The sequence below is a fragment of the Herpetosiphonaceae bacterium genome (assembly GCA_036374795.1).
In the GTDB taxonomy this organism is placed as follows: Bacteria; Chloroflexota; Chloroflexia; order Chloroflexales; family Kallotenuaceae; genus LB3-1.
In genome coordinates, this window is sequence record DASUTC010000077.1 from 26,479 (window position 1) to 42,916 (window position 16,438).

The 16,438-nt window shown below is 61.5% G+C and carries 17 protein-coding genes and 1 tRNA gene; 11 read left to right on the plus strand and 7 right to left on the minus strand.

All coding sequences use genetic code 11. From position 1 onward, the window contains the following. Nucleotides 1-17 precede the first annotated feature (17 nt). The 6 genes from VFZ66_05315 to VFZ66_05340 all read left to right on the plus strand — a co-directional run bounded on the left by VFZ66_05315 (nt 18) and on the right by VFZ66_05340 (nt 5,022). A complete protein-coding gene (locus VFZ66_05315) occupies nt 18-515 on the plus strand; it encodes a hypothetical protein (protein ID HEX6288587.1) in 498 nt (165 codons plus the stop codon). 14 nt (nt 516-529) lie between these two features. Then, nucleotides 530-1,039, plus strand: coding sequence for a DUF1877 family protein (locus VFZ66_05320; protein HEX6288588.1), 510 nt, complete (start codon nt 530-532; stop codon nt 1,037-1,039). Between the two features lie 113 nt (nt 1,040-1,152). After that, complete coding sequence (locus VFZ66_05325; GenBank protein ID HEX6288589.1) at nt 1,153-2,226, plus strand: isocitrate/isopropylmalate dehydrogenase family protein; 1,074 nt, start codon at nt 1,153-1,155, stop codon at nt 2,224-2,226. A gap of 229 nt (nt 2,227-2,455) precedes the next feature. Next, the gene (locus VFZ66_05330) at nt 2,456-2,941 is read left to right on the plus strand and encodes a CbiX/SirB N-terminal domain-containing protein (GenBank protein HEX6288590.1); all 486 of its coding nucleotides are present in this window, start codon (nt 2,456-2,458) and stop codon (nt 2,939-2,941) included. After that, nucleotides 2,938-3,306, plus strand: coding sequence for a CbiX/SirB N-terminal domain-containing protein (locus VFZ66_05335; GenBank protein ID HEX6288591.1), 369 nt, complete (start codon nt 2,938-2,940; stop codon nt 3,304-3,306). Before VFZ66_05330 ends, VFZ66_05335 begins: the two co-directional genes overlap by 4 nt. Nucleotides 3,307-3,837: 531 nt before the next feature. After that, nucleotides 3,838-5,022, plus strand: coding sequence for a phosphoglycerate kinase (locus VFZ66_05340; GenBank protein HEX6288592.1), 1,185 nt, complete (start codon nt 3,838-3,840; stop codon nt 5,020-5,022). Between the two features lie 89 nt (nt 5,023-5,111). Here the strand turns inward: VFZ66_05340 and VFZ66_05345 are convergent, their stop codons facing one another. Beyond that, the gene (locus VFZ66_05345; protein HEX6288593.1) at nt 5,112-5,411 is read right to left on the minus strand and encodes a hypothetical protein; all 300 of its coding nucleotides are present in this window, start codon (nt 5,409-5,411) and stop codon (nt 5,112-5,114) included. A 167-nt stretch (nt 5,412-5,578) separates the two neighbouring features. Between VFZ66_05345 and VFZ66_05350 the strand changes: the two genes are divergently transcribed. After that, nucleotides 5,579-7,258 carry a M14 family metallopeptidase gene (locus VFZ66_05350; protein HEX6288594.1) on the plus strand — a complete coding sequence of 560 codons (1,680 nt, stop codon included), beginning with the start codon at nt 5,579-5,581 and terminating at the stop codon, nt 7,256-7,258. Between the two features lie 136 nt (nt 7,259-7,394). Here the strand turns inward: VFZ66_05350 and VFZ66_05355 are convergent, their stop codons facing one another. The 4 genes from VFZ66_05355 to VFZ66_05370 all read right to left on the minus strand — a co-directional run bounded on the left by VFZ66_05355 (nt 7,395) and on the right by VFZ66_05370 (nt 12,004). After that, the gene (locus tag VFZ66_05355; protein HEX6288595.1) at nt 7,395-8,948 is read right to left on the minus strand and encodes a macrolide family glycosyltransferase; all 1,554 of its coding nucleotides are present in this window, start codon (nt 8,946-8,948) and stop codon (nt 7,395-7,397) included. Nucleotides 8,949-9,159: 211 nt separating this feature from the next. Next, nucleotides 9,160-10,401 (minus strand): HAMP domain-containing sensor histidine kinase, encoded by a 1,242-nt coding sequence (locus VFZ66_05360; GenBank protein HEX6288596.1) that lies wholly within the window; start codon nt 10,399-10,401, stop codon nt 9,160-9,162. Then, nucleotides 10,398-11,090, minus strand: a complete 693-nt coding sequence (locus VFZ66_05365; protein ID HEX6288597.1) for a response regulator transcription factor — start codon at nt 11,088-11,090, stop codon at nt 10,398-10,400. The genes VFZ66_05360 and VFZ66_05365 overlap by 4 nt, the downstream gene beginning before the upstream one ends. A 218-nt stretch (nt 11,091-11,308) precedes the next feature. Then, nucleotides 11,309-12,004 (minus strand): DM13 domain-containing protein, encoded by a 696-nt coding sequence (locus tag VFZ66_05370; protein ID HEX6288598.1) that lies wholly within the window; start codon nt 12,002-12,004, stop codon nt 11,309-11,311. A 219-nt stretch (nt 12,005-12,223) separates the two neighbouring features. On the opposite strand from VFZ66_05370, the gene VFZ66_05375 reads away from it, so the two are divergent. Beyond that, the gene (locus VFZ66_05375) at nt 12,224-12,430 is read left to right on the plus strand and encodes a hypothetical protein (protein ID HEX6288599.1); all 207 of its coding nucleotides are present in this window, start codon (nt 12,224-12,226) and stop codon (nt 12,428-12,430) included. A 44-nt stretch (nt 12,431-12,474) separates the two neighbouring features. Here VFZ66_05375 and murI read toward each other — a convergent pair whose 3' ends face one another. Both murI and VFZ66_05385 read right to left on the minus strand, forming a co-directional pair. Next, complete coding sequence (gene murI, locus VFZ66_05380) at nt 12,475-13,278, minus strand: glutamate racemase (protein HEX6288600.1); 804 nt, start codon at nt 13,276-13,278, stop codon at nt 12,475-12,477. Nucleotides 13,279-13,349: 71 nt separating this feature from the next. Next, a tRNA-Gln gene (locus VFZ66_05385) sits at nt 13,350-13,423 on the minus strand. Between the two features lie 156 nt (nt 13,424-13,579). On the opposite strand from VFZ66_05385, the gene VFZ66_05390 reads away from it, so the two are divergent. The 3 genes from VFZ66_05390 to panC all read left to right on the plus strand — a co-directional run bounded on the left by VFZ66_05390 (nt 13,580) and on the right by panC (nt 16,337). After that, complete coding sequence (locus VFZ66_05390; GenBank protein ID HEX6288601.1) at nt 13,580-14,533, plus strand: DUF2520 domain-containing protein; 954 nt, start codon at nt 13,580-13,582, stop codon at nt 14,531-14,533. Between the two features lie 66 nt (nt 14,534-14,599). After that, a complete protein-coding gene (gene panB, locus VFZ66_05395) occupies nt 14,600-15,439 on the plus strand; it encodes a 3-methyl-2-oxobutanoate hydroxymethyltransferase (protein HEX6288602.1) in 840 nt (279 codons plus the stop codon). A 61-nt stretch (nt 15,440-15,500) separates the two neighbouring features. Next, a complete protein-coding gene (panC, locus tag VFZ66_05400) occupies nt 15,501-16,337 on the plus strand; it encodes a pantoate--beta-alanine ligase (GenBank protein HEX6288603.1) in 837 nt (278 codons plus the stop codon). Nucleotides 16,338-16,438 lie beyond the last annotated feature (101 nt).

The window sequence follows — 16,438 nt, forward strand, 5'->3', positions numbered from 1 at the left end:
GTTGGGAGGAATATATAATGCAAGCTAAATCGGACTTCATTAAGCTAATTCGGATTCTCTCCAAAATCAATTTTGCAGATCGGTACTATCAGTTTTATGAAATTGGCCGAGATCGACCTGAGATGAGCAATTACCAGCAGGATGATCTGATTGAGGTACTGTCAAATACTCCACTTGAGTTTAAGTATGTTAAGAAAGATAAATTCTTTGTCTATAAGGAAAAACATCAAACTTGTAACCTAACTCTTAAGGTTTCTTTTCAACATTCCCAGGTAGATTGGCTTTTCCATATCGAGACAAAGCAAGGACCAGTTGGAGGTCCCTATAGTCTGTTGGCACGAGAGTCCAAGCAACTAGATGATCCCGATTTTACTTATTCGCCCCGATCTCCTCGTCCTCACTTTTCAAATCTCGATGAATTGCAGGAGGCAGTTAATTTTGGTATCTCATTGTTTGAAGATGCTAAGAATGCTGTTTTAGCGCAAGAATGGAATAATGAAGTTAGCAGCGAATGATTTAGAGGTAGCTCATGGATCTCCATCTTATAAGATTGCCAGATAAGGCCCAAAATCTATTAGAAGATCCCGCTTCGATTGACGGATTAATCGAACAATTTCAAAATGATCAATCCCGTCACTTGAATTTAGGAGAAGCCTGGGCCGGTATTCATTTTACGCTCACTGATGAATATCCAATACCACGAGAGGAAGCCTTAAAACGAGGAATGTCATGGGATGATACTTCATTAGAAAATGTGCTTATGGGAGGGCTTCCTACTACTTACCAAGCTTCATCTGTCGTAGCACGGTATCTGATGCCAAAGCATGTATCTTTTCTCGCTACAAAACTCTCTAATATATCCATAGAACAATTCGAGGAATGGTTTGACCCGAAATGGCTGCTTGAGAATCACATTCGGCCTGAAATATGGGAACAAGTTGAAGTAAAGCAATGGCTTATCAAGAAATTTTCCAGGCTGAAGGATTTTTACCAACAGGCAGCAACCAATAACGAGGGGGTGGTAATTTATATTCTCTGAGCTGTCCACCTCCTCCCACTCCAATTTGCACCATCGCCGCCTACACAGTTAGAATGGCCCCGTAGCAAAGCAACACATCGTGCCGACGACCGATCGGCATCAGGAGGCAACCAATGGCATACGATGTAACATTGATTCGCGGCGATGGCACGGGGCCTGAGCTTGTCGAGGCGACGCGCCGGGTGCTGGAGGCGACGGGCGTCGCGTTCAACTGGGACGTGGTCGAGGCGGGCGTCGACATCATGGAGACGGCGGGCACGCCGCTGCCGCCGAACGTCCTCGAAAGCATCCGCCGCAACAAAGTCGCGCTGAAAGGCCCGATCACCACGCCGATCGGCACGGGCTTTCGCTCGGTCGACGTGGCGCTGCGCAAGGAGTTGGATCTCTACGCATGCATTCGCCCGTGCAAGCTGTACAAAGGCGTGCGCTCGCGCTTCGACAACGTCGATCTGGTGATCGTCCGCGAGAACACCGAGGACCTCTACGCGGGCGTCGAGTTTCCGGTGGGCAGCCCGGAGGCGCAGCAGATCATCGACATGGCACCGGGCAAGATCCGCCAGGACGCCGCGATCTCGATCAAGCCGATCTCGCGCACGGGCACCTACCGCATCGTCAAGGCGGCGTTCGAGTATGCGCTGACGAATAATCGCCGCAAAGTGACCGCCGTCGCCAAGGCCAACATCATGAAGTATACCGACGGCCTCTTCTACGAGGTGGCGCGCGAGGTTGCCAAAGAGTACGAGGGCCGCGTCGAGTACGACGAGTGGCTGGTCGACGCGATGTGCATGCAGCTTGTGCAGAAGCCCGAAAACTACGACGTGCTGGTGATGGAAAACCTCTACGGCGATATTCTGTCGGATCTCTGCGCCGGCCTGGTCGGCGGGCTGGGCGTGGCTCCCGGCGCGAACATCGGCGTGGACACCGCGCTCTTCGAGGCGACGCACGGCTCAGCGCCCAAGTACAAAGGGCAGAACAAGGTCAACCCGACCGCGCTGATTCTGTCGGGGATGCTGATGCTGCGCTACCTGGGCGAGCGCGACGCCGCCGATCGGCTGGAGCAGGCCGTCGAGTCGGTGATCAGCGAGGGCAAGGACGTGACCTACGACATGAAGCCCAACCGCAGCGATCCGACAGCGGTCGGCACCTCCGAGATGGCCGATGCGATCATTCGGCGGCTGCAAGGGTAGGCGGAGCACAACGGAACAAAGAACCGGGTGCCTATGCCCAGAGGGAAGAACAAGCAAACAAGCGAACAAGGAAGCACCGCTGCGCTTCTACCCCCGATCCTTAAACCCTAGCGGTTGACCTTCCCGGCGAATCAAAGAACAACGGAACAAAGAACAAAGAGCAGCCGTTGTTCTTTGTTCTTTGTTTGTGCCTCTCGGCGCCTGGTTCTTTCGTAGGTATAATGGACGTATGAGCGATGCGATTATTCTTTTCAGCCACGGCAGCGTGCTGTGTGGCGCGGGCCAGAACCTGGCGGAGCTGGCGGCGCGGATGCGCGAGCGCGGCATTGCGCCGATCGCCGAGGTTGGCTACCTCAACTACAGCGAGCCGCGCTTCGGCGACACGTTCCGGCGCTGCGTCGAGCAGGGCGCGACACGCATCACCGTGGTGCCATATTTTCTGGTAGCGGGCAAGTTCGTCAAGGAGGATCTGCCCGACGTGATCGCCGCCGCCCAGGCCGAGTTTCCTCACGTCGAGGTCCGCGTCGCGGATGCGATCCGCTTCCACCCGCTGCTGGCCGACGCGCTGGTAGCCTGCGCGGAGCGTGCACGTCCGCCGTCGGCTTGGCGCGACACCAAGGCGCAGGTTGCGGCGTTTTGCCGGGCGAATCCGCGCTGTCCATTGTACGGAACCGAAGCTTGCCCCGCGACTCGTAGCGTAGAGGTGGTGTCATGAAAGACGCGCTGCTGGTGATGGTCCACGGCTCGCCACGACCGATCGCCAACAACGACATGTTTGCGGTCGTCGATGTGGTGCGCGAGCGCGGCGTCTATCCAATCGTCGAGGTTGGATTTATGGAGATCAACGAGCCGTCGATCCCAGAGGCGATCACGCGCTGTGTCGAGCAGGGCGCCGAGCGGGTGCTGGCGGTGCCCTACTTCCTGCACACCGGCAACCACGTCACCGACGATCTGCCGACGCTGCTGGAGCAGGCGCAGGAGCAGTATCCGTACGTTCAATTCCTGATGGGCGATTACCTGGGCCACGATCCGCTGCTGGACGATGTGATCGCCGAGCGCGCGGGCGCTGCGCAAGGGTAGCCAGATCATAAGACGGCGCGGGCAACCCAGCCCAACACCTGGCCCGACAACACCGCAGCACGACGAGTGGAGCAATCTTCACTCGTCGTGCCGCTTAAGGCACGGAGCCTGAAAGACAGTTGATCTATAATGGCACGGGGATTCTGTATGAAAAGGAGGATCAGGTCAACAACCCATCCCTGAAGATGATGGGCTTGCACTTCCACATTTCGTAGCGTCGGTTCAAGCACCGACCTGACGCCAGTCCGCAGGCGGCTGGAACGGAATGCCATTGGTGCGTTGACTGGCACCAGACTAGTACAGCCTGTCACGGTTTTACGCGGCAACGGATCGTACGTGCCGCAACCTCCTACCGCGAGTTGTTCAGGTGCGAAAACCGTTGCTCCGGTGTACCGCCGGAGCGCCTTAGCACACGAACAATTGTACTATGGAATGGCGTTTAGCTCAACAGAATGGGCTAAAGCCAGTTGAGACAGGGCGTTCGTCCCACGACTAAAGCCTGTGGGTTTTCGCCCTGAAGGGAGGCTATCCATGAAGAAGCAAACGATTCGTGATATGGAGTGGCATGGCAAACGCGCGCTCGTCCGCGTCGATTTCAACGTGCCGCTCGACGATCAGCAGCGTATCACCGACGACACGCGCATCACGGCTGCGGTGCCGACGATCCAATATTTGCTCGACCAGGGCGCGAGCGTGGTGCTGATGTCGCACCTGGGACGGCCTAAGAAGCAGGTTGTCGACAAGCTGCGGCTCGATCCGGTCGCCAGGCGGCTGGGCGAACTGCTTGGCCGCGAGGTCAAAAAGGTCAACGAAACCACCGGAGCCGAGGCGGAGCAGGCAGCGCAGAGCCTCAGGCCGGGCGACGTGCTGCTGCTCGAAAATACCCGCTTCGACGCGCGCGAGGAGAAGAACGACGAGAGCATGGCGCAGGAGCTGGCGCGGCTTGGCGAGATCTATGTCAACGATGCGTTCGGCGCGGCGCATCGCGCCCATGCCTCGACTGAGGGCGTTGCCCGGTACTTGCCTGCCGTGGCCGGGCTGCTGCTAGAAAAAGAGCTGGAGTACATCGGCGGCGCGATCGAAAATCCGCAGCGTCCGTTCGTCACGGTGATCGGCGGCGCCAAGATCAGCGATAAGATCGGCGTGATCGAAAACCTCCTGGGCAAGGTCGACGCGCTGCTGATCGGGGGTGGCATGGCGAATACCTTTTTGCTGGCACAGGGCAACAAGGTCGGCGACTCCCTGGTGGAGCAGCAGAGCGTCGAGGTCGCGCGCGATCTCCTACAAAAGGCGTCGGAGCGCAACGTCAGGCTGCTGCTGCCGACCGATGTGGTGGTGGCGGATGCGTTCGACAACAACGCCAACACGCAGGTCGTGGCGGTGGATGCGGTGTCCGACGGCTGGCGCATCCTCGACATCGGACCCAAGACCATCGATCAGTATAGCACGGTGATTAAAGACGCCAAGACCGTGATCTGGAACGGGCCGATGGGCGTCTTCGAGATGCCCAAGTTCGCGGAAGGCACCCGCGCCATCGCCCAGGCCATGGCCGACTCCCACGCGACAACGATCATCGGCGGCGGCGATAGCGTAGCGGCGGTGGAGCAGATGGATCTGGCCGAGCGGATGTCGCATATCTCGACGGGCGGCGGCGCGTCGCTGGAGCTGCTTGAGGGTAAGGAACTGCCGGGCGTGGCGGCGCTGAAAGATAAGTAACGAGCCAAGAACCGAGAACAGCGAACCACGGAACAAAGAACAAAGAAGGGAGGCTAGCTGTGCTCTGTTCTTTGTTCTTTGTTTCTCTACTACATCTGAAACGGGCCTTTAGGCGGCACGATCTTCACGTTGATATTATCGACGAACTGCGCAAGATGCCGCCGCAGTTGTGCCCAATCACGGCTTTGCAGCAGCCCCAGCGCGTCGGCGCGGCTGTCCATCAAGCCTGAGACGACCATTTCTGGCCCGCTGCCGTACATCGTGTACCAGACATCGTTGATTTGCAGCCCCAGCGCGCCCAGTGTCGGGCTTAGCTCGTTGACCGCAAATTCGATGTACTCTTTCTCTTTGCCATCCTGGATGTCCCAGGTCATGATAACTTTGACCATGCAGGTATTCTAACATGGACCAGCTTATTTCGGCAGCCGCAGCTTGCCCGTCACTCGACAATCCCCGGATGCACCTAACATGAGGCTGTTCTCAGATCGGGCGTCGATTCACGGGCACCAGTTGGGTTATACTATCGATAGTTGCGCATATCCGCATAGGAGGACAAATGCCTACCGTCGATTTTTCCCAATACTACCGCTACGAAGAGCTAGTCGCCATGCTGCGCGAATACGCCGAAGCCTATCCGCAGCTTGCGGCGCTCCGCTCGATCGGCAAAAGCTACGAAGGCCGCGATCTGTGGCTGATGACGATCACCAACCAGGCGACCGGCAGCGACACCGAGAAGCCCGCCTACTGGCTTGACGGCAACATTCACGCGACCGAAGTGACCGGCTCGACGGCGGCGCTGCATGTGATCCATCGCCTGCTGGACGACTACGCATCCGACGACGTGGTGCGGCAGCTGGTCGACGAGCGCGCGTTTTACGTTCTGCCGCGCTTCAACCCCGACGGCGCGGAGTACTCGCTGACGACGCCCTACTCAATCCGTAGCTCGAAGCGTCCGTATCCCTTCGAGGAGCCGCAAGACGGACTGTATCCTGAGGACATCGACGGCGACGGCAAGATCTTGCAGATGCGCACTCCCGATCCGGCGGGTGAGTGGCGCGTCTCCGATCTCGATCCCCGACTGATGACCCGCCGCAAGCCGCATGAGGTCGGCGGCACCTACTACCGGATCTTCACCGAGGGACTGATCCGCAACTGGGACGGCGTGAACATCAAGATCGCGCCTGCCGCCTACGGCCTCGACATCAACCGCAACTTTCCCTACGAGTGGCAGCCCGAAGGCCAGCAGCGCGGCGCGGGCCTGTATCCCACCTCCGAGCCGGAGATCCGCGCGGTGGTCGATTTTATCAGCAGCCATCCCAACATCCACGGCGCGATCACGTATCACACCTACAGCGGCGCGATCCTGCGGCCCTTCAGCGACCGCCCCGACGACGATTTCGATCCGCACGATCTGCTGGTCTACAGGAAGATCAGCGAGCGCGGCACCGAGCTAACGGGCTATCCCGGCGTGTCGGTCTATCACGGCTTCCGCTACGATCCGAAGGAGTTTATCACGGGCGTCTTCGACGATTGGGTCTACGATCACTTCGGCATCTTCGGCTATACCGTCGAGCTCTGGGATATCGTCGGCGAGGCGGGCATCAAAGAGCGCGAGTTCATCGGCTGGATGAAGGATCATCCCGAAGAGGACGATCTCAAGATTCTCAAGTGGAACGACGAGGAGCTGGACGGCGCGGGCTACCATACCTGGCGTCCGTTCGAGCATCCGCAGCTTGGGCACGTCGAGATCGGCGGCTGGGAGACGATGTACACCTGGCGCAATCCGCCGCACCGGTTTCTGGAGGAGACGTGCCGTAAGAATACCGAGTTCGTGCTGGCGGCGGCGGCGACCGGGCCGAAGCTCACGCTGCGTGAGTGCAGCGCAACGGCGCTCGGCGGCGATCTGTATCGCGTGCGGCTGGTCGTGGCGAATACCGGCTTTCTGCCGACCTACGGCTCGAAGCAGGCCGAGAAGCGCAAGGCGGTGCGCCCGATCCGCGTCGAGCTGGAGCTTCCCGAAGGCGCGACGCTGGAGGTCGGCGAGCTGCGCCAGGACATCGGGCAGCTTGAAGGCCGCTCGAATAAGGTCGCGCTCTGGGGCGGCCTCTTCCCCAGCGATAATCTCGCGCACGTCGATTGGCTGGTCCGCGCGCCCGGCGGCGGCAGGGTCACGGTAAGAGCCATCGCGCAGCGGGCCGGGACAGTAAGAGCGACGGCTGATCTCAAAGCGGAGTAATCGGTAGAATCAAGAATCAAGAACCAGGAACCAAACAAAGAACAAAGAAGAAGCATCGCCTGATGTTCTTTGCTCTTTGTTTGGTTCCCCTCAGTATTCAAGCCGCACCGACACTGCTCGGCGGGTTACGCTTGAGCTACGCCGTGATGAACTGCATGATCGTATCGGCAGCGCATTTGTATCCGCCAGCCTCCCGAATCGCGGCCTGCATCTGTGCCGCCTGCTCGCGGAAGCTGGCCTCGTTCAGCACACGAGCGGCAGCGTCGCGCAGCATCTCGACAGTCATCGTATATTTGTCGAGCGTCAAGCCCAGCCCCATCTCGGCAACTCGTTTGGCGGTGATCGCCTGTTCCGCCATCTGCGGAATGACGACCAGCGGCACGCCGTATGACAGCGCCTCCATCGTGCTATTCATTCCGCCGTGGGTGATAAACACATCGGTATTGGCGAGCACCGCAAGCTGTGGCACGTAGGGCGCGACGCTGATATTGTCGGGGAGGACACCGAGCGACGCTGGATCGACACGCTCGCCGATCGCCATGAGCACCTGCCACTCGCTGTTCCCAAACGCCTCGATGCAGCTCGCGAAGAACTCAGGCCAGGCATTGAACAGCGTGCCGAGCGAGATATACAACGTTGGCCGCCCCGGAGCACGCATCAGGGGAGAGAGCGTTTCCGGCTGTGGCACGATCGACGGCCCGACGAACACAAACCGCTCGTCAAAGGTTTCGCTCCGAGCCTGGAATGCGCGCGGCAGAAAAACGATGTTTAGCTTCTCGGCATGATCATAGATGCTCGAAGGCTCGATCGGGGGGAGGCCGTAGGTCGTGGATAGCTCGGCGAGCGCGCCGTGAATAGCCGCCTGAATTTCCGTGATCTGCTCCCCGGATACATACTTGCCGCTTGGCGGTGGCAGCGCCGCATCAGCCAGTACGGGAACGATGCCGGCTGGCATTTGCTGAATCTGCATCGGCGGCACCAGATTCGGCGACGGCGCGTGCATCATCAGCACATCCTTCGGCGGCCCTTCACCCATCGGCGGCACCAGATTCGGCGATGGCGCGTGCATCATCAGCACATCCTTCGGCGGCCCTTCACCCATCGGCGGCACCAGATTCGGCGACGGCGCGTGCATCATCAGCACGTCCTTCGGCGGCCCTTCGCCTATCGGCGGCACCAGATTCGGCGACGGCGCGTGCATCATCAGCACGTCCTTCGGCTGCTCACCTGATGCTGCTCCAAAAGCATTATGCGCGATAACCGTTGGTGCGGGTAATGGATCGTATGTCTTTCGCACCATCATGAAGATGCCGCCCGCATGAGTTGAGCAGAACATGATCGCGGGAAGGTTGAGGATCTGAGCGAGAAAACGCCCGGTGACGCAGAGCGAGTCGTAGAGGATGTAGTCGGGCTGCGACGCGCGCACCTCGTCTAGCACCTGCGGCAGCACATGCAGGCATTCCTTGATCACCAGCAGCGAGAAGTCCGTGGGATTCGCCTGAAGCGCCGGATCGACGAAGAGCGTATCGTACGAACGATACACGGCTCCCGTCTGTTGTATACGGTCCTTGAAGGTATCCGAGGAATAATAAATAATCTCTTCGCCACGTGCTACCAACTCTCGCACCACAGCCAGCGTCGGGTTGACATGACCATAGAGCGGTATATTGAGGACGACGGTTCGTGCCATGTACATACTCCTGCTATCGACGACGATGTCGCGTGCGCTACAAACAGTAAGGGAAACATTGTGCAATACGCAGCGTGAGCATCGTAGCATAAGTTAAGAGTTGTAAACATAGCCCAAACGTCATAGCTTGTTGCGAACCATGCAATGCCGGATCTGTGATCGGCGCAGTTCCTACGGATCGATCCTCCCGATACTGCCGACTGAGCAAAAGCTACGCCCGCTGGATCGTAAAGTAGAAGCGCGCGCCCTTGCCCACCTGGCTCTCGACGCCGATCGTGCCGCCGTGGGCCTCGATCAGGCCACGCGCGATCGTCAGGCCCAGCCCAGCGCCCGCCGCCCGCTCCACACCGCGCCGCGTGCGCGAGCGCTCGCCGCGAAACGAGCGCTCGAAGACATGCGGCAGATCTTCAGGCGCGATGCCCTCGCCGGTATCGCTGATCTCAACCTGCACCAGCTGGCCGCGCGGCTCGGCCCGCAGCAAGATCGTCCCGTCGGCAGGCGTGTGCCGCAGCGCGTTGCCCAGCAGGTTATGCAGCACGCGCTGAAGCCTGGGCGGATTGATCAGCACCGGATCGATGTCGCCCGCAACCTCGCCGACCAGCCGCACGCCCTGCTGCGCCGCCTGCGGCTGAAAGCTCGACAGCGTATCGGAGATCAGATCGTGGAGCGAGGCGCGCTCCAGGTTGAGCCGCAGCACGCCCGCGTCGATCTGTGATAGCTCAAAGAGATCGTCGACGAGCTGGCTCAGGTGGGCGATCTCATGCTGAGCCGAGCGCAGGTAGCGCCGCTCGCTCTCAGGATCGGCGGCGATGCCATCGGCGACCGCCTCGATCAGCGCGCGCGTCGCGGCCAGCGGCGTGCGCAGATCGTGCGAGACAGCGGCGATCAGATCGCGCCGCGCCTGCTCAAGCTCGCGCTCATGGGCGGCGGCCTGCTTGAGCGCGGCGGCCATGCGGTTGAAGTCAGCGGCCAGCAGCGCGATCTCGTCGTGGCCCGCGCTGGGCAGCACCGTGTCGAGGTTGCCCGTCGCAAGCTGGGCCGTGCCTGCGCGCATCAGCTCGATCCGCCGCGCGATCGGCGTGGCCCACAGCAGACACAGCCCGATCGCCAGCAGCGCCGCGAAGAGCAGCATCGTTAGCAGCACCGCCAGATCATGCTCCGAGATGAACATCTGCTGCGCCCCAACGACCATCATGCCGACGAGCAGCAGACAGCCAAGCAGGCTGGCTCCAACCAGTTGCCCGCGCACGCCGCCGATCCGCCCGATCACGGCAGGCCGCATCAGCACCAGCGCGCATAGGCCGCCACCGCCGCCCACGCTGGCGAGCAGCCACGCGACCGCCGGAAGATCGGCGGTGGGAATGCCCAGCAGCGTCGCGGCGACGGCCAGGGTGATCGCCAGCGCGCCAAGCAGAAACAGCAGCGCAACGCCGACCACGCGCATCATGCTCATCGCTCGCCTCCCCAGCGATAGCCAACACCCCAGACCGTCAGCAGGTAGCGCGGCTGCGTCGGATCGGCCTCGACCTTCTCACGCAGGCGGCGCATATGCACTGTCACTGTGCTGGTGTCGGCGGCGAAGGCGTAGCCCCACACGGCGTCCATGAGCTGATCGCGGGTGAAGACGCGGGTAGGATGCAGCGCCAGGTAGTAGAGCAGATCGAACTCGCGCACCGTGAGCGACACGGGCGAGCCGCGCACAACGACCTCGCGGGTGTTGGGATCGATCCGCAGATCGCCGAAGTCGAGAATCTTCTCGTCGGTGCCGGTGCTCACAGCCTCGTTGACGCGCCGCAGCACGGCGGCAACCCGCGCCGCTAGCTCGCGCGGGCTAAACGGCTTTGTGACATAATCGTCCGCGCCCACGCCCAGCCCAATGATCCGATCTTCTTCCTCGCCCTTGGCCGTCAGCATGATCAGGGGCACGCGCCGCTCCGCCTGAATGCGGCGGCAGACCTCAAGGCCGTTGATCTTGGGCAGCATCAGATCGAGCACGACCAGATCGGGCTGGTGGATCTGGTTGAGCCGCAGCGCCTCATCGCCGTCCGCCGCCGCGACGACAGTATGCCCGTCGCGGCGCAGGTACAGCCCCACCACCTCACGAATATTCGGCTCGTCGTCGACAACCAGAATCGTCGCCATAGTTGCGTCCATTTCGCTTGTGCCTTCCTCGATTATAGCAACGAAGAACAAAGAACAAAGAACAAAGGAACAAAAGAACAAGGGAAAACCTTGAGCGCGAATTGTGATGCAGAATCAGGTGTTTTCCAAAGATGCGACGTAATTCCGCGCCATACGCCAGCATAGGGCGAGAGCGCAGCCCGTCAGACCAGCTCTCGCCCTATGCTCAGGTCACACAGCTATTTCAGCGGCGCGGTCGCAAAGTTGACGCTAAACCGTCGGCACCAGATCGTCACCGAGTGATAGGCGCTCACATCGAGATCGGCGGGCAGCTCGTAGTTCTGATTGCCCTGGTTGCCCTTCAGCCGCCCCAGCGAGACATACTGGCTGTCGAGGATCGTCCGCGCATCGCTGGCATCGGCGGCGCTCGACAGCCAGACGTAGAGATCGGGGCCGTTGAGCACTTCAAAGTCTTCCAGCCGCAGCACGCGCCTGCCGTCCGGCAACTGGTAGATCGAGGCCATGCCCCGGCCCTCATGCTCGACCGGGTGGAACTGGCCCATCCGCAGCAGCCTGGGCTCGTTAGACGGCGCGGCGGTTGGCTCGGCCATGGCTGCGGGCGTTTTTGCCATCATCGCATCGCCCGATTTCTCAGCCATCATCGCATCAGGCGTTTTTGCCATCATCGCATCATCCGACATCGCCATCGCCTCAGATGTTTTTTCCGGCATAGCCTGGGCGGTCTGAGGCATCATCATATCGTCGGCTTTGGCCCCGGTCATGCTCTCCTGCACGGCGGGCGCTGCCGCCGCCGCCGGAAAATCCTCGTTGACGGTGCGCGTGATAAACAGCGGGCTGATCAAATACCACGCGATTGGCGCGGCGATGATCGCGGCAAGCGCAGCGATTCCAAACAATAAGCGTCTGCGAGTCATTCAGTTTCCTCCTGGTTTGCTCTGCTGCCTGTAGCGTAAGACTCGCCGCTTATCACGATGTTGCGCATTGCTTACGGTTTTCTTAAGCGCCGCACCTCGAAATATGAACGGAAAACATGCGTAACGGATCGTGCGGATCGGTGATTTAGGTGCTCGGCTCTTGCGCGGACAGCAGCTAAGATCTACACTTTTGCGATAGCTCATCGAGGAGGCATGACGATGCAGACGGCGAAGCGCTTGCAAAGCGGGCCGGGCCAGATGGTGGAGTTGCCGGAGGAGTTTCGATTCGAGGGCGATCACGTCTTGATCAAGCGGATGGGCAGCGCGGTTGTGCTCTTGCCGTGTCAAGATCCGTGGCAAGCGCTCTTCGAGAGCTTAGATCAATTCTCAGGCGATTTTATCGAGCAGCGTGAGCAGCCGGAGTAAGCGCTATCGATGCTGATCGAGGGCGGCCTGGATTCCTGCCTGCCTCACACAAAGCCCTCCGGCAAGCGTTGCACCCCGACATCGCGGCCCCACAGGCACGAGAAGACGCGCGGCGCGTCGTGGGGATCGGCGCTGGTCCAGAACTGCTCGCCGCCTCGTCCGGTGCCGCTGCCAAGCAGATCGTGCGCGGTGAGGACGCGGTGTAGCTGCCGCGCCACCGCAGCGCCGGTATCGATCAGCGCCACGTCCGCCCCGACCACATCGGCGATCAGCGGGCGCAGAAACGGGTAGTGCGTACAGCCGAGCACGATCGTATCCACGCCGCGCGCCATCAGCGGAGCGGTGTAGCGCTCCACCAGCGCGCGCGTCGCGGGGCCGTCAAGATCGCCCGCCTCGACCTGCTCCACCAGGCCGGGGCAGGGCTGCGTCACCACCTCGATGCCCTGCCCGAAGCGCTCAAGCAGCGCCGCAAGCTGCGCGCTCTTGATCGTGCCGACCGTCGCGAGCACGCCGATCACACCGGAGCGCGTCGCCGCCGCCGCAGGCTTGACCGCAGGCTCCATCGCTACGATCGGCAGCGTAAACGTCGAGCGGAGAAAGGTTGCCGCCGCCGCCGTGGCCGTGTTGCAGGCGATCACAATCGTCTTCGCGCCCTGCTCGATCAGAAAGCGTGTGAGGATCGCCGAGCGCTGCTGGATATAGTGCTGCGATTTACTGCCGTAGGGCACGTGGCCGGAGTCGGCGACATAGATCAGATCTTCGCTGGGCAGCGCGGCGCGAATATCGTGGAGCACCGACAGACCGCCAACGCCGGAGTCGAAGACGCCAATTGGAGCAGAAGCGTTCATGCGCGCCAGTATATCATGAACCAAAGAGGCGATTAAAATGCAACAGCCGGCGCGTATGCACCGGCTGCCTTTGGCTGGGGTACAGGGATTCGAACCCCAACTACCTGATCCAGAGTCAGGCGTCCTACCATTAGACGATACCCCATCAACCGCACGGTATTGTACCGCCTGGTTCATCCATTGTCAATCACCTGCGCCCATGCTAGAATACCCATGCCCTCGACCTTCGGGCGGGGAGCGTATTAGGTTCTCGATCCACGCGCAAGCCACCTGGATCGGTTATCGACTGGGATGGTACGATATGACACTGTCGTCACCACTGGGGCATTCCACGCCCGCAGATCTCGCCACACCTCTATCAGACGGTGCGCCTCCGACGATTGCCATCATCGGGCTTGGCCGTGTCGGCCTGGCGCTCGGACGAGCGATCCACGCGGCAGGCTACGACATTCGCGCCGTTTCGAGCCGCGATCCGCGCAAGGCGCAGACCACGGCGTGCTCGTTCTGCGCCGAAGTCCTGAACGCCGCCGAGGCCGCCCGCCGCGCCGATCTGGTGCTGCTGACCGTCTCCGACGACGCGATCACCACGGTTGCTCGCGAGCTAGGCGCTGCCGGTGCCTGGCGCTCCGGGCAGTTCGTCGTACACGCCAGCGGCGTATCGCCCGCCAGCGCGCTGCAACCGGCAGCCGACGACGGCGCGATCATCGGCGCGTTTCACCCGCTGGCCGCGTTCGCCACCCTGGACGCCACCTTGCCGCCCGGCATTACCTTCGCCATCGAAGCGCCGCCGCCGCTCCACGCGATCCTGTGGGATCTGGCACGGGCGCTTGGCGGACACGCGCTCGACCTCGCGCCGCAGGATAAGACGCTGTACCACGCCGCCGCTGTGATCGCCTCCAACTACACGATCGTGCTGGCCGCGCTGGCCGAGCAGATCTTCGAGCAACTGGGCGCGACGCCGGAGCAGGGGTTGCAAGCCTTGTTGCCGCTGATGCGCACCACGCTGGACAATCTTGAGCGGCAGCGACTCCCCGCTGCGCTCACGGGGCCGCTCGTGCGCGGCGATGTCGGCACGGTCCGGCGACATATTCATGCCCTGGACCAGACGCTCCCGCACATCGGTGCGCTCTACCGCTGCCTGGCGCACGGCGCGCTGCCGCTGGCCGAGCAGCGCGGTCTGTCGCCGCAGATTGCGGGCCTGCTGCAAGACACGATCACCCTTCCCAGCGAGCTTGCATTGGAGCACGAGCAATAATCTGCCCGCCCGTGCTTCGACAACAGGGAAGCATGGATCAGTGGGCTGCGTTATGGAGAACCGATCATGCGGATCACAATACAAGACATCCAGGCGATGAAAACGCGCGGCGAGCGCATCCCGATGCTCACGGCCTATGACTACACGATGGCGCAGATGGTCGATGCGGCGGGGATTCCTCTGATCCTGGTGGGCGATTCGCTGGGCACGGTGGTGCTGGGCTACAGCTCGACGGTGCCGGTGACGATGGACGATATGCTGCATCATGTCAAAGCCGTCGTGCGCGGCACATCGCGGTCGCTGATCATCGGCGACCTGCCGTTTCTCAGCTACACCAGCGCCGAGCAGGCGCTTCACAATGCCGGGCGCATGCTTCAAGAGGCGGGCTGCCAGGCGGTCAAGCTGGAGGGCGGCGCGGCGGTCGCGCCGATTGTTCGCCAGCTTACGCAGGCCGGGATTCCGGTGATGGGCCACCTGGGATTTACGCCTCAGTCGGAGAACGTCCTCGGCAAGCGCGTGCAGGGCAAGACCGTCGAGGCAGCGCGGCAGTTGATCGAGGATGCGCAGCGCCTTGAGCAGGCGGGCGCGTTCGCCGTGGTCCTCGAACTGATTCCAGCGCCGCTGGCGCGCGCCGTCACCGAGCGGCTGCGCGTCCCGACGATCGGCATCGGCGCGGGCATCGGCTGCGACGGCCAGGTGCAGGTCATTCATGACATGCTGGGGCTGTACACCGATTTCGTGCCGCGCCACGCCAAGCGCTACCGCAGCCTGGCCGATGAGATTCGCGCCGCAGCCGAAGAGTATGCGGCGGAGGTGCGTGAGGGCGCGTTCCCGACCGCCAGCCACAGCGCCAAGATGGATGAGTCGGTGCTGCAAGCGGCGCTCGACTCGATCAACCAGGACTAACCATCACATGGCCCGATCGCGCATGGGCATGCTTCCGATCGGGCCGCAACCTGCCACAACTATGCAGATTCTTGACACCATTCAAGCATTTCGAGCGGCTCACGCGGCGCTGCCCGGCTCACTGGGCTTCGTGCCGACGATGGGCTACCTTCACGAGGGCCACCTGACTCTGTTGCGCCGTGCCAGAGCCGAGTGCAACCATGTCGCCGCCAGCATCTTTGTCAATCCGGCGCAGTTCGGACCCAACGAGGATCTCGCGCGCTATCCGCGAGACATCCCCCGCGATCTTGAGCTGCTGCAGGCCGAGGGCGTCGATCTGGTCTTTGTGCCTGCGGTAGCAGAGATCTACCCGCCAGGCTACAGCACCTACGTCGATGTCGAGAACGTCAGCGCTATGCTCGAAGGCGCGCACCGACCCGGACACTTTCGCGGCGTTGCGACTGTTGTATGCAAGCTGTTCAACATCGTGCAGGCCGAGCGAGCGTACTTCGGGCAGAAGGACGCGCAGCAGACGGTGGTGATTCGGCAGATGATCCGCGATCTTGCCATCCCCACCGAGATCGTCGTCGTGCCGACCGTGCGCGAGCGCGATGGGCTGGCGCTGTCGAGCCGCAACGTGTACCTCGATCCAGCTCAGCGGGCGGCGGCTCCTGTGCTCTACCGGGGCTTGCAGCAGGTTGTCGAGCTCTACCAGCGCGGCGAGCGCGACGCGGAGACGCTGCGGGCGGCGCTGAGCCAAGCCCTGGCGCGCGAGCCGCTGGCGCAGGTCGAGTATGTCAGCATCGCCGATCCGGTCACGCTCCACGAGATCGACGGGCCGATCGAGCGCGGCGCGGTCGTCTCGCTGGCGGCGCGCCTCGGCACGACGCGGTTGATCGACAACGTGATCCTTCAGTAGCAGGCGGCAGGCGACAACAGATGGACGCGACGAGCGAGGCAGGTTCGATAACCTGCCTCGTTTATGTCAGGGTGGGGTATGGAAGTGGTCAGAATCAAAAG

Coding starts and splice junctions, on each gene's coding strand:
- VFZ66_05315 (HEX6288587.1), top strand. CDS start 18: ATGCAAGCTAAATCGGACTTCATTAAGCTAATTCGGATTCTCTCCAAA.
- VFZ66_05320 (HEX6288588.1), top strand. CDS start 530: ATGGATCTCCATCTTATAAGATTGCCAGATAAGGCCCAAAATCTATTA.
- VFZ66_05325 (HEX6288589.1), top strand. CDS start 1,153: ATGGCATACGATGTAACATTGATTCGCGGCGATGGCACGGGGCCTGAG.
- VFZ66_05330 (HEX6288590.1), top strand. CDS start 2,456: ATGAGCGATGCGATTATTCTTTTCAGCCACGGCAGCGTGCTGTGTGGC.
- VFZ66_05335 (HEX6288591.1), top strand. CDS start 2,938: ATGAAAGACGCGCTGCTGGTGATGGTCCACGGCTCGCCACGACCGATC.
- VFZ66_05340 (HEX6288592.1), top strand. CDS start 3,838: ATGAAGAAGCAAACGATTCGTGATATGGAGTGGCATGGCAAACGCGCG.
- VFZ66_05345 (HEX6288593.1), bottom strand. CDS start 5,411: ATGGTCAAAGTTATCATGACCTGGGACATCCAGGATGGCAAAGAGAAA.
- VFZ66_05350 (HEX6288594.1), top strand. CDS start 5,579: ATGCCTACCGTCGATTTTTCCCAATACTACCGCTACGAAGAGCTAGTC.
- VFZ66_05355 (HEX6288595.1), bottom strand. CDS start 8,948: ATGGCACGAACCGTCGTCCTCAATATACCGCTCTATGGTCATGTCAAC.
- VFZ66_05360 (HEX6288596.1), bottom strand. CDS start 10,401: ATGAGCATGATGCGCGTGGTCGGCGTTGCGCTGCTGTTTCTGCTTGGC.
- VFZ66_05365 (HEX6288597.1), bottom strand. CDS start 11,090: ATGGCGACGATTCTGGTTGTCGACGACGAGCCGAATATTCGTGAGGTG.
- VFZ66_05370 (HEX6288598.1), bottom strand. CDS start 12,004: ATGACTCGCAGACGCTTATTGTTTGGAATCGCTGCGCTTGCCGCGATC.
- VFZ66_05375 (HEX6288599.1), top strand. CDS start 12,224: ATGCAGACGGCGAAGCGCTTGCAAAGCGGGCCGGGCCAGATGGTGGAG.
- murI (HEX6288600.1), bottom strand. CDS start 13,278: ATGAACGCTTCTGCTCCAATTGGCGTCTTCGACTCCGGCGTTGGCGGT.
- VFZ66_05390 (HEX6288601.1), top strand. CDS start 13,580: ATGACACTGTCGTCACCACTGGGGCATTCCACGCCCGCAGATCTCGCC.
- panB (HEX6288602.1), top strand. CDS start 14,600: ATGCGGATCACAATACAAGACATCCAGGCGATGAAAACGCGCGGCGAG.
- panC (HEX6288603.1), top strand. CDS start 15,501: ATGCAGATTCTTGACACCATTCAAGCATTTCGAGCGGCTCACGCGGCG.